Annotated in this window: 10 protein-coding genes; 4 read left to right on the top strand and 6 right to left on the bottom strand. The window is 31.3% G+C overall.

What is annotated here, in order from left to right; genetic code table 11:
• Positions 1-3: 3 nt before the first annotated feature.
• The 4 genes from metE to luxS all read right to left on the bottom strand — a co-directional run bounded on the left by metE (position 4) and on the right by luxS (position 4,859).
• The gene (metE, locus tag FBF11_RS05870) at positions 4-2,268 is read right to left on the bottom strand and encodes a 5-methyltetrahydropteroyltriglutamate--homocysteine S-methyltransferase (RefSeq protein WP_002868572.1); all 2,265 of its coding nucleotides are present in this window, start codon (positions 2,266-2,268) and stop codon (positions 4-6) included.
• 11 nt (positions 2,269-2,279) lie between these two features.
• A complete protein-coding gene (locus FBF11_RS05865; RefSeq protein ID WP_002868573.1) occupies positions 2,280-3,050 on the bottom strand; it encodes a MetQ/NlpA family ABC transporter substrate-binding protein in 771 nt (256 codons plus the stop codon).
• A gap of 10 nt (positions 3,051-3,060) precedes the next feature.
• Positions 3,061-4,053, bottom strand: a complete 993-nt coding sequence (locus FBF11_RS05860; protein ID WP_002868574.1) for an isopenicillin N synthase family oxygenase — start codon at positions 4,051-4,053, stop codon at positions 3,061-3,063.
• 311 nt (positions 4,054-4,364) lie between these two features.
• Complete coding sequence (gene luxS / locus FBF11_RS05855) at positions 4,365-4,859, bottom strand: S-ribosylhomocysteine lyase (RefSeq protein WP_002859279.1); 495 nt, start codon at positions 4,857-4,859, stop codon at positions 4,365-4,367.
• Between the two features lie 114 nt (positions 4,860-4,973).
• Here luxS and gatB point away from each other — a divergent pair, with 114 nt between their 5' ends.
• The 3 genes from gatB to FBF11_RS05840 are packed head-to-tail and all read left to right on the top strand — an operon-like array spanning position 4,974 to position 8,473.
• Positions 4,974-6,392, top strand: coding sequence for an Asp-tRNA(Asn)/Glu-tRNA(Gln) amidotransferase subunit GatB (gene gatB / locus FBF11_RS05850; RefSeq protein ID WP_002868575.1), 1,419 nt, complete (start codon positions 4,974-4,976; stop codon positions 6,390-6,392).
• A complete protein-coding gene (locus tag FBF11_RS05845) occupies positions 6,389-7,285 on the top strand; it encodes an NAD(P)H-dependent glycerol-3-phosphate dehydrogenase (protein ID WP_075888380.1) in 897 nt (298 codons plus the stop codon). Before gatB ends, FBF11_RS05845 begins: the two co-directional genes overlap by 4 nt.
• 9 nt (positions 7,286-7,294) lie before the next feature.
• Positions 7,295-8,473, top strand: coding sequence for a metal-dependent hydrolase (locus tag FBF11_RS05840; protein ID WP_002858139.1), 1,179 nt, complete (start codon positions 7,295-7,297; stop codon positions 8,471-8,473).
• 7 nt (positions 8,474-8,480) lie between these two features.
• Here FBF11_RS05840 and FBF11_RS05835 read toward each other — a convergent pair whose 3' ends face one another.
• Entirely contained in the window at positions 8,481-10,007 is a 1,527-nt protein-coding gene (locus FBF11_RS05835; protein WP_002852729.1) for an inorganic phosphate transporter, read from the bottom strand.
• Between the two features lie 141 nt (positions 10,008-10,148).
• Between FBF11_RS05835 and FBF11_RS05830 the strand changes: the two genes are divergently transcribed.
• Positions 10,149-10,955: an inverse autotransporter beta-barrel domain-containing protein gene (locus FBF11_RS05830; protein ID WP_002868576.1), complete on the top strand. Its 807-nt coding sequence runs from the start codon at positions 10,149-10,151 to the stop codon at positions 10,953-10,955.
• Here FBF11_RS05830 and FBF11_RS05825 read toward each other — a convergent pair.
• Positions 10,952-12,328, bottom strand: a complete 1,377-nt coding sequence (locus tag FBF11_RS05825; RefSeq protein ID WP_002868577.1) for a cation:dicarboxylase symporter family transporter — start codon at positions 12,326-12,328, stop codon at positions 10,952-10,954. The genes FBF11_RS05830 and FBF11_RS05825 overlap by 4 nt on opposite strands.
• Between the last annotated feature and the right edge of the window lie 216 nt (positions 12,329-12,544).

The raw sequence follows: 12,544 nt of genomic DNA, 5'->3' as shown, positions 1-12,544 counted from the left end.
TCCTTATAATTGTTCTCGTATTTTTTGCGTAGCCGTAACTAAATTTTTAAGAGAGGCTATAACTTCTTCATAGGCTCTTGTTTTAAGTCCGCAGTCTGGATTGATCCAAATTTGCTCCTTAGGTAATTTGTTTAAAATTTTTTCTATAGTTAAACTTAATTCTTCTACGCTTGGAACTCTAGGGCTATGTATATCATAAACTCCTGGTCCCACCTCAGTTTTAAAACGAATAGCTTTTAGGGTATCTAAAAGACTTAAGTTTGATCTTGAAGCTTCAAAAGAAATCACATCAGCATCCATAGCGTCAATTTCTTTTAAGATATCACTAAATTCACTATAACACATATGAGTGTGAATTTGAGTTTTAGCTTTTACCCCGCTATGCACAAGATTAAAAGCAGGAATAGCCCAATCTAAATACTCACTATGCCAATCACTTTTTCTTAAAGGCAGTTTTTCACGCAAAGCCGCTTCATCAATTTGTATGATTTTTATACCTGCATTTTCAAGATCTAACACTTCATCTCTTATAGCTAAGGCAATTTGCTCAGTGCTTTCTTTTAGACTGATGTCTTCTCTTGGAAAGGACCAATTAAGTATGGTTACAGGTCCAGTTAGCATACCTTTTACGATTTTTTGACTTAAACTTTGTGCAAATTTAGACCAAGCTAAGGTGATAGGCTTTGTGCGTGATACATCACCCCAAATCACAGGAGGTTTAACGCACCTTGTGCCATAGCTTTGCACCCAACCATTTTGAGTAAATAAAAAGCCCTTTAGATTCTCTCCAAAATACTCCACCATATCATTTCTTTCAAATTCTCCATGCACTAAAACATCAAGTCCTATTTCTTCTTGAATTTGTATGCATTCTTTGATTTTTTGTTGGTTAAATTCAGTGTAGTTTTGAGCTGAAATTTTTTCTTGCTTAAAGGCAAGGCGATTAGATCTTACATCGGCACTTTGAGGAAAGGAACCTATGGTTGTGGTTGGTAAAAGAGGGAGTTTTAAAAATTCTTTTTGGATTAAGGCGCGTTCTTTAAAACTAGGCGTTCTGGTAAAATCTTCTTTTTTTAAGGCCTTAAGCCTTGCTTTGACTTTTTCATCTAAACGCTCTGGGATATTTTTAAAAAGCTCTTGATTGGCTCTAAAGAGCGGATTTTCTTCGCTAGAATTTAGAATTTCTTTTAAATCTTTAAGTTCTTGAAGTTTTTCTTTAGCAAAGGCAAAAAGTTTAAGATAGCTTGAATCTAATTTGCTTTCAAATTCAGTGCTATAAGGCACATGCAAAAGCGAACAAGAGGTGTTTAAGACGATATTTTGTGTATATTTTTGAAGTTCTTTAATAAGCTTTAGGCTTTTAGCATAATCATTAGCATAGATATTTTTGCCGTTAATAAGACCTGCAAAAAGGATTTTATCTTTAGCAAAGCCGTATTTTTGAATCAAGGCTAAGCTTTGTTTACCTTCGATAAAATCAAGACCCAAAGCATCAAATTTGCTTTCTAAAAGTTTAGGATAAATATCTCTTAAGTCTCCAAAATAGCTTTGAAGTAAAATTTTAAGATCTTTTTTGTGATTTAAAAGCTCTTGGTAAAATTCTTCAAACAAAGCGATATCTTCCTTGCTTAAATCATAAACCAAATAAGGCTCATCAAGTTCAAGCCATGTCACTTTAAGTTCATTTAGTTTATCAAAAAGCTCTATGTAAGCGTTTAAAAGCTTTTCTTTAGCGAGTTTTTGAGTTTTTTCATCTTTAAAGGCAATGAGTTTAAAAAGTGTGAAAATGCCTATTAAAACAGGCTTGCTTTCTATGCCAAGCTCTTTAGCTTCAAGGTATTCTTTAAAAATTTTATCCCCTGTTAAAGCTATAATATCAGCATTATCGCACTCAGGCACCAAATAATGATAATTTGTATTGAACCATTTTTTCATTGCTAAGGCTGTAACATCTCCATTTTCTCCTTGATAACCTCGACTTTGAGCAAAGTATTCATCTAAAGCATCTAAATTTAAATTTTTATACTTTGTATGAACAATGTTAAAAAGCACAGCTGTATCTAAGACATTATCATAAAGTGAAAAATCATTACTAGGGATAAAATCAATGCCAGCTTTTTGAATTTCTTGCCAGTGTCTAATCCTTAAATCCTTAGCACTTTTTAAAAGCTCCTCTTTAGAACTTTGGTTTTTAAAGTATTTTTCAATAGCAAATTTTAATTCTCTATTTGCACCTATTCTTGGGTAAGAAATGATTGAATTTTTCATATTTATTCTCCTTAAAATGTAGGGATTAAAGCACCCTGATATTTTTCTTCTATAAATTTTTTAACTTCATCGCTTTGCAAGGCCTTTACTAGGGCTTTGATTTTAGGAAGGTTTTCATTACCTTCTTTAACAGCGATGATATTGCCATATTCACTATATTTACTTTCTGTATAAAGCCCATCTTTTACAGGGTTTAAACCTGCTAAAATAGCAAAATTGCTATTAATAAGAGAATAATCTACATCATTTAAACTCCTTGTAAGTTGAGCGTCTTTTAACTCTACAAATTTAAGCTTCTTAGGATTTTTAGTGATATCTAAAGGAGTGATGAGCTCATTATCCTTAACTTCTATAAGTCCTTTGCTTGCTACAATGCGTAAAGCACGGCTTTCATTTGTAGGATTATTGGGTATAGAAATGCTTTGTCCTTCCTCGGGGTTAAATTTTTTATGTTTTTTAGAATACACCGCCATAGGTTCTATATGGATACTGGCAACTTTTACAAGATGGGTGCCTTGCCTTTGATTGAATTCTTTTAAATAGGGTTCATGCTGAAAATAATTAGCATCTAACTCACCATTTTCAACCATTACATTAGGGATTACCCCATCATTGAATTCATAAATTTTTAAATCATAACCTTGTTTTTGAAGTACTGATTTTATAAATCTTAAAATATCTGCATGAGGTGTTATAGAAGAGCCAACTTTAAGTTCTTCATTTGCCCATGCAAAACCGGTAAAAAGAGTAGCGACGCAAAAAGCTTTAGTAAATAAAGTCATTTTTTCTCCTTTACGCAAAACTAAATTTTTCTATCAAGTCACTATGATAAATACTTGCCACATCAGGATGAGAGCGTATCATTCTTTTAAAATAATTACTTGCAACATTTCTTAAAAGTGGATTTTTAGGATCAGTATCCACACCTTTACTTTCTTTAGCAAGCTCTGGGTTTAATTTAAAAATGGGTATGTCTTTATCAAGTTGCACTCCAAGAAAATAAGCTATGCTAAAGCGTTCTTTTGGGCTTAAATTCACGCGGTGAATAGTAGCTTTTAAATAGCCATTGGTAGCTAGTTCTAAAAATTCTCCTATATTAACTACAACGCTATTTTCAAGTGGGGGTATACTAAGCCATTTACCATCTATAAAAGCTTCAAGTCCACTTTGTTTTTCTTGAAAAACAAAAGTGATAAGCCCACCATCTTTATGTGAACCTACGCCTTGAGTGATATTTTTTGAGCTTTTTGGATAATGTATGATTTTACAATGTTCGTAAGAATTTTCTCCATAAAGTTTATCAAAAGCATTGCTAGGTAGATCAAGAGCTTGAGCAAAGGCTTTTAAAAGCTTTAAACAAGCTTTTTTGGTTTGTTTGTGCCAAGTTAAGAAAGTTTTTTTAAGTTCTGGAATTTCACTAGGCCAAAGATTAGGACCTTCTAGTCTTTGCCATAAGGGTGAGTTTAAATTCCAGTTTAAAGCATCTCTTTCTGTGCCTATATCCAGTTGTTCTCTATAATCCTTAGTTCCTGCTGTGTATTCAAAACCTTCGCTAGTATAACCTCTAAATTGAGGAGAATGTACCATAGAAATAAGCTCTTTAGAACTTCTAGAAAGATTAAAAAATTCTTTGCCAAGTTTGAATAATTTCTCGTTTAAATTTTTATCTATACTGGTATTGATAAGATAAAAAAAACCTATTTTAGAAGCAATTTCTCTTAAATTTTTAAGAAAAGTGCTTTTATCTTTTTCATAAGCTTGTAAATCAAGTATAGGTAAGTTCATTTTTGCTCCTTAAATTAAAATTAAGGATAAGAAGATATTTTGAATTAAATTTTATTTAGAGAAATTTTTGTAAGTTAAGATTTTAAATGAGTATTTTGAAAAAATAAACTTTTTTGACTTTCTTACACATTATATCTCCTTATCCACTTTTTGGACCTTTGGAAACATAATGTTAAGCCAAAGGACGCACTAGATACTACACATCTCGCACATCAGTTTCATTTTTTCTCCTTTTAAAATAATAAAATTTCAAAATCATATATAAAAATATATTAATTAAAGCTTAATCGTCTAAAAAATAAAGATTCTTTTTAAGCATTCTCGAGTTTTAATTCTTTGTTATTCATTATGCTAATACCTAGATTTAAAACCTTTTGGGCAATTTGTTTGGCTTCATCTAAAGAATGCATTGCGCAAGTTCCGCATTGATAGATATTAAGTTCAGGAATTTTGCTTTGATCGCTTACGCTTAAAACATCTTTCATAGCTGCTTTCCAAGCTTTTGCAACACTTTTTTCATCTGGTGTTCCAATTAAACTCATATAAAAACCCGTGCGACAACCCATAGGTGAAATATCAATAATTTCAACTGAATTTGAATTAAGATGATCTCTCATAAATCCTGCAAATAAATGTTCTAAGGTATGTGTACCTTTTTCGCTCATAATGTCTTTATTTGGTATACAAAAACGCAAATCAAACACGCTAATATCATCACCCTTAGGTGTTTTCATAACTTTAGCTAAACGCACAGCAGGAGCTGGCATTTTAGTATGGTCAACTTTAAAGCTGTCTAATAATGGCATTTTAACTCCTTAAATATAAATTGTCTAAGAATTATAGCATTTAAAGTTAATATTTAAAGCCTTTCTAAAAGAAAAAAAGATAAAATAAAACATTTAAAAATTCAAGGAAATTTTATGTTTGAAGTAGTTATAGGTCTTGAAGTTCATACTCAGTTAAATACAAAAACAAAAATCTTTTGCTCATGTGCAACTTCTTTTGGAGAAGCTCCAAATACCAATGTTTGTCCCACTTGTTTGGCCTTACCAGGAGCTTTGCCTGTTTTAAATGAAGAGGCTGTAAAAAAAGCTATAGCTTTTGGAAAAGCTGTCAATGCAACAATTAATAAAAAAAGTGTTTTTAATCGTAAGAATTATTTTTATCCAGATTTACCTAAAGCCTATCAAATTTCACAATTTGATATCCCTATAGTAGAAAAAGGTGAGCTTTTTATCAATGTAAAGGGTGAAAATAAACGCATAGGTATTACAAGAGCACACTTAGAAGAAGATGCAGGTAAAAATATCCATGAAAATAATTTTTCTAAAGTGGATTTAAATCGTGCAGGAACTCCTTTGCTTGAGATTGTCAGTGAGCCTGAGCTTAGAAGTAGCGATGAGGCGGTGGCTTATCTTAAAAAACTTCATTCTATTATACGCTTTTTAGATATTTCAGATGCAAATATGCAAGAAGGAAGTTTTAGATGCGATGCAAATGTTAGTATAAGGCCTAAGGGCGATACAAAACTTTATACTAGAGTAGAGATTAAAAATCTTAATTCTTTTCGTTTTATCCAAAAAGCCATAGAATATGAGGTAAAAAGACAAAGTGAGGCTTGGGAAGATGGAACTTACGAACAAGAAGTAGTTCAAGAAACCAGACTTTTTGATACAACAAATTTAGTTACAAGAAGTATGCGTGGCAAAGAAGAAGCGGCTGAATATCGTTATTTTCCAGACCCTGACTTGCTTCCTGTTTTGTTAAAAGATGAGTTTTTGGATATTAAAATTCCTGAACTTCCTGATGAGAAGAAAGCACGCTTTATAGACGAGCTTGGTATAAAAGAAAGTGATGCCGAGGTTTTAATCAGTTCTTTAGAAATGAGTCGTTTTTTTGAAAGTCTTATTTCTCAAAATTTAAATTCTAAGCTTTGCGTAAATTGGTTAAATACTGAACTTATGGGACTTTTAAAAGGAGAATTGACTATAGAAAATTCTCCCGTAGATGCTCAAAAGCTTGGAGTTTTAATTAAACGCATAGAAGATGGCACCATCAGTGCAAAAGCGGCTAAAGATGTCTTAGCTTTTGTATTTGAAAATACTAGCGTGGAAATTGATGAAGCTATAGAAAAGCTAGGACTTAAGCAAGTAAGTGATGATTCAGCCATAGAAGCGGTGATTGAACAAATTTTAAATGCAAATGCCGATAAGGTTGCAGAGTATAAAAGTGGTAAAGACAAGCTTTTTGGATTTTTTGTGGGTCAAACAATGAAAGAAGGCAAAGGAGCTTTTAATCCTGCAAAAGTAAATGAAATTTTAAAAACAAAGCTTGGTTGATGCGTATAGCGGTTATTGGTGCGGGAAAATGGGGCAGTGCTTTACATCTAGCCTTAAAAGAAAATCACAATTGTTTTATCAGTTCTTTGCATCAGCGTGATTTAGAAGATTTTGTTAGCATAAAAGAAGCTTTAGAATGTGAATATCTTGTTTTTGCTTTAAGTTCTCAAGGGATGCGTGCTTGGCTTAAAGAAAATTTCATCAACAAGGGACAAAAAATTTTAATTGCTTCAAAAGGCATAGAAGATCAAAGTTGTCAATTTTTAGATGAAATTTTTTTAGATTTTGTACCAAAAGAAAATTTTTGTGTTTTAAGCGGTCCTTCTTTTGCTGCTGAAGTAATGCAAAAACTTCCTACTGCTTTGATGATTAGCGGGATAAATCAAGAGCTTTGTAAAAAATTTGCAAGTTTTTTCCCTGATTTTATTAAAACTTATATTGATAATGATGTTCGTGGTGCTGAAATTTGTGGTGCTTATAAGAATGTTTTAGCAATTGCAAGTGGGATTAGTGATGGGTTAAAACTTGGCAATAATGCAAGAGCGGCACTGATTTCAAGAGGGCTTATAGAAATGCATCGTTTTGGTAAATTTTTTGGTGCTAAAGAAGAAACTTTTTTAGGGTTAAGTGGGGCAGGGGATTTGTTTTTAACTGCAACGAGTGTTTTATCAAGAAATTATAGAGTAGGTTTAAAACTGGCGCAAAATCAAAAATTAGATAGTATTTTAGTCGAACTTAATGAAGTAGCAGAAGGTGTAAAAACTGCTTATGCTATAGAAAAACTAGCAAAAATGAAAGGAATTTATACACCTATTGTAAATGAAGTAGTGGCAATTTTTAAGGGTAAAAGCGTGCAAGAAGCAACGCAGAGTTTATTAAAGCAAAATGATTAAGGAAAAATCATGATAATTAAAAATGCAAAAATTTATGGAGATTCTTTACAAGATATAGAGATTAAAGAAGGAAAAATTACCAATATTGGTTCTAATTTACAAGGCGAAGAAATTTTAGATGCTAAAGGTATGACTTTACTTCCATCTTTTGTGGATTTGTGTGTGAGTTTAAAAAACGATAAATTTTCTTTAGCTAATTTAGAGCTTTTAGAAAATGAGTGTCTAAAAGGAGGAATTTCTAGTATAGTTTTGCGTGATTGCATGGATTTTGATGAAGAAAGTTTTGCTTTATTTTTACAAAATTTAGCTCAAAGAAAGATGCAAATTTTTTCAAGTGTGCGGGTTAAGGATGCAAACGGCAAGCTTAAAAATTTAGCCACTCTTTTAAATAAAGGTGCTTGTGCTCTAGAACTTGACAGCTCTTTAGATGCAAATACTTTAAAAGTAAGTTCACAATATGCTTTTATGAAAGACTCTCCAATTTTTGTGCGTTGTTATGATAAGGATTTTGATGATAATGGAGTGATGAATGATTGTGAAATGAGTTTTGAGCTAGGGCTTATAGGCATGAGTAAAATCGCTGAAACTAGCCAGATAGCTAAAATGAAAGAATTGGCTAAATTTTATAAAAATAAAGTTATTTTTGATCTTTTAAGTTTGAAAGATTCTTTAGTATTATTAGATGAAAAGGATTTAAAACTTGTAAGCATTCATCATCTTATCAAAGATGATAGTGCTTGTGAAGATTTTAATACGGCTGCGAAACTTATGCCACCTTTAAGAAGCAAAGAAGATGTTTTGGCTTTAAGAGAGGCTTTAAAAGAAGGAAAGATTAGCTTTTTAACTTCCCTGCATAGTGCAAAATCAATTTCTTTAAAAGATTTAGCTTTTGATGAAGCGGCTTTTGGAATTCATAGCGTATGCGAATTTATAAGTCTTTGTTATACTTTTTTAATCAAAGAAGGATTTTTAAATTGGCAAGAGCTTTGTCGATTTACAAGTAAAAATCCTAGTGAATTTTTAGGTTTAAATAGTGGAGTTATAGAAGTTGGCAAAGAAGCTAATCTAGTTCTTTTTGATGAGAATGAAGAAATTTTTGCTCCAAAAAGTTCTCTTTATTCTGAGGATAAACTTTTTGGAAAGATTAAAATGCATATAATTAAAGGAAAAAATATTTTAGAAAAATAAGCTTTACTTAAATTCCTAAAGATAGTTTAAATCCTAAAAATACAAGTGCTGCCATAATACCAGCGGCTGGTAAAGTGATAATCCAAGCCAATCCTATAGGTTTCATCATAATCCAATTTGCGTTTTTATTATACACTCCTATACCCAAGATAGCACCTATGAGTATATGGGTGGAGCTAACAGGAATTCCAAATTGTGTAGCTAAGAGTATAACTATGCTTGCACCAAGTTCTGCAGAAAATCCAGTAGTAGGGCGTATGGTTGCAAGTTTTGAACCCACTGTAGTAATCACTTCTTTACCTAAAAACCAAAGCCCTACAACTAGAGCAACTCCAAACATAGCTAAAGCAGCAAAAGGTACAGGAGAAGTCGCGTTAATTGTGCCGTTTTTTAAGACATCTAAAATCGCTGCAAAAGGACCTATAGCATTGGCTATATCATTGGCTCCGTGTGAAAATGCAAAACTAGAGGCTGTAAATATTTGAAACCATGAGAAAATTCTATCAGTAGTTTTATTAAGTTCTGTTTTTTTAACGATTTTGACTATAGCAAATGTTACAACATAACTTATAGTTCCTATAATTCCGATAATCCAAAAGTTTTGTAAAATATCCAAAGTGCTAACATTATTTAAACCTTTAAATAAAAACATTGCCGAAATGATAGCAGCAGCAATACAAGCAATGATTGGCATATGAGTTTTTAAAATAGAGTAAATATCTATATCTTTTTCTTGATCCTTAAATTCCTTCATTTTATTTCTATAGAAATTATTTTCTTGTTCTTCTTCATCCAAAGCTATAGCGGAAAGTTCTTTGATTTGTTCTTCTTGGGATTTTGTTTTTAAATTTAAAAAATATTCTTCTTTGAATTTTTTTCTTTCTTTTTTGATATTTTTCAAATCATCATTTAGTTTTTCTGATGGTTTTAAAATTTTCTTATCAATATATGAATAAATAATATAAGCTACAATACCCCCTAAAAGAGGCGAAGCTACCCAAGAAATAGCTATTCTTAAAATTTCACTCCATTTAACCATAGAGAGTGTTTGGATCCCATCAAATTTTAAAAGCCCCATCATAATGCTAGCACCTACAATCCCACCAACTATACTGTGTGTGGTTGATACAGGTAAGCCTTTCTTGGTTGCAATAAAAATCCAAACCCCAGAGCTTAAAAGTGCAGCAAGCATAATGATAACAAAAAGCATAGGATCTAAAGAATTTGGAAAAATAACAATACCGCTGCGTATGGTCTTAGTAACTTCTGCGCCTGCGAAGATTGCCCCGCTTAGCTCAAAAACAGCTGCTATAATTAAAGCTTGTTTAATGGTTACTGTTTTTGCGCCAACGCTTGTTCCAAAAGAATTGGCTACATCATTTCCACCTATATTAAATGCCATAAAAATGCCAAATATAGAAGCAAGAATAAAAAGAATCAATTGATGTTGCGAAATATAACCAAATCCCCAAATAACAAATGCGATAGTACTGATAATAAAAATAACAAAAGCTATGAGGTTGTCTTTTTGCATTAATAACCCTTTTTTATTTTAATTATACACTTATTTACTTTAAATTTGCTAATTTTATTTTTTAGTCTTTGTGGAATTTTTATTTATATTATTTTTTTATAATAAATACTTAAACAAGAAATAATAAGGAATATAAGAATAATGAGGGGTATTTTTTATATAATAGCATTGTTTTCTTTACTCAATGGCGATGAACTTACAGAGGCTTTAGCAAAAAATAATAATCAAAATTCTTGGGAGCACTTTGATTATAAAAATACCAAAGAAGCTCCAAAAATTCAAGAAGAGAATGTGGATTTTAAAAGCACTTTTGATAGCTTACTTTCAAAAACTTTAGAAAATAATAATGGTATAGATAAAACAGATGGGAATTTAGATTTTCAAAATGAAAACGCGCAGGTTAAAAATTTAAGTTCTCTTTATGAGGGGGAGAATAATTCTTTGCTTTTTCAAAAAGAACTTTTTGTGGCTCAAAATAATTATAATTACTCAGGGGGTTTAATCAATCGTTATGAAAAAGATGATTTTTTATTTGGAGTTAATGGTTTTATTGATAAACAAAAGGAACAAAAAGATACTAAAAGCTTTGGTACAGAGTTTGGTTATAGTAAATTTATAAAGGCTTATAGTAATTATTATATACCCAATGAAGCAGAAAAAAATTTACAGCTTGGAATGAGTTTTGTAATTCCAACTTATACCGCTTTTGCTTTTGATATAAGTAAGGATAATGATAAAACTAATTATCAAGTATCTTACTCTCCTTATAGTGTATTTAGTTTAAATTTATTGCGTCGTGATTATAGTGCAAGAGAGACTGTTGATGATACTGTTGTTCAAGTTGGATTTAGTTTTAATTTCAATGAAAGTTTTTTAAAGCAATTTAGAAAAAAAGATAATACTTTAGAGGAGGTTAATCGATATGATTTCCTCCAAAGAACTCATTAGTTCATTCCAGCATTATGGAATTTTTCTGGATTATCCATAGCATAGCGGAATTTTTCCCAATCAATTTGTTTATCCCAGATGGCAACGATTAAGGCTGCTACTGAATTTCCACAAAGATTTCCAACCGCCCTCATTTCAGACATAAATTTGTCAACACCTAAAAGAATACCTATAGCAGTTACTGGTAGAACTTGTGCTAAGGTTGCATTTGCTTCTGAAATTTCCATATTTCCTAGAGCCGCAAGCGTACTTCCAAGCACTATAAAACCTGATCCAGTTACACCTACTGCACCTTTTGAGGCTATCATTAATACTATTAAAATACTGATTTCGTGTGCTAAACTTAAATTTACATTGAAAGCTTGTGCTAGAAAGATTAAGCTCATAGCTAGATAAATATTTGTACAATCAAGATTAAAACTATATCCCGTTGGTAAAACAAGTCCGACTGTTGCTTTAGAAAGTCCTGCTTTTTCTAGTTTTCTCATTAAAGGAGCAAGTGCAGACTCGCTTGAACTGGTTGCAAAAACGATCAATACTTCTCTTGAGATAAATCTCATAAATTTGAAGATATTTACTTTTGCAAAATAACAAATCAGACCTAAGATTCCAAATATAAAAACAAGACATGAAATCAGCATTACTAAAAGTAAATATGCTAAGTTGATCAAAGAGCCAATTCCGTATTGAGCTATGAGTACAGCCATTGCTGAAAAGGCGGCAATAGGACTAAAATACATAATGATTTGTAGAATTTTAAAAACAAAATTTTGTACCACTTCAAAAACTCTTTGAATTGCCTGTTTGTCTTCTATTCTCATTAAAGAAATAATCAAAGCAGTAATTATAGCAATAACTAAAACTTGTATGGTTTTTCCTTCTGTAAAAGGTGTGATAATATCAGTAGGCATAGCATCTTTTAAAATATGCATAATCTCAGAGCTCGCACTTACTTCTGTGGTTTGAGAAATGTATTTTTGAACGCTTTTTGTATCAAGTTGACTTGGATCAAGATTCATTCCATGGCCTGGTTGCATAACATTTGCCATAAAAATACCTATAGCAAGTGCTAAAGTACTTACAACTTCAAAGTAAATAACCGCTTTAGCACCAATGCTACCTACTTTTTTTAAACTTTCAAGACTAATGATGCCCAAAACCAAAGTAACAAAAATAATAGGGCCTATAAGAACCTTTAAAGCACCTATAAAATAATCAACTCCTGGTTTGCTAGCAATGGCTAATTCTTTATCTGTATAGCCAAGTACAATACCTGTAATAATGCCTATAATCACCCAAAATCCAAGACTTTTGATAATACGTTTATATAAAGGCGGTTTTCTTTCAGCTAAAGTTTGACTTAAAGTTTCCAAGTTTATTCACTCCTTTTGATCTTTGTAAAATATAATTTTAACAATGTGTATCGTAAATTTTAACAAAAAAACAAATCTAGAAATACTTTCTTTTATATGATATGATAATTTTTTATATAAACGTTACAAAATTTCTCATTATTTGCATTATAAAATTTAAAATATTTTTGAAAATTTTATAATTTTGTAATTCAGTTTGCTTTTTGTTATTTATTA

Origin of the sequence: Campylobacter sp. CFSAN093224, from assembly GCF_012897395.1 — a bacterium.
Lineage (GTDB): Bacteria > Campylobacterota > Campylobacteria > Campylobacterales > Campylobacteraceae > Campylobacter_D > Campylobacter_D jejuni.
Note: the sequence above shows the minus strand (reverse complement) of the source record. Positions and strands in the feature narration are given on the sequence as shown.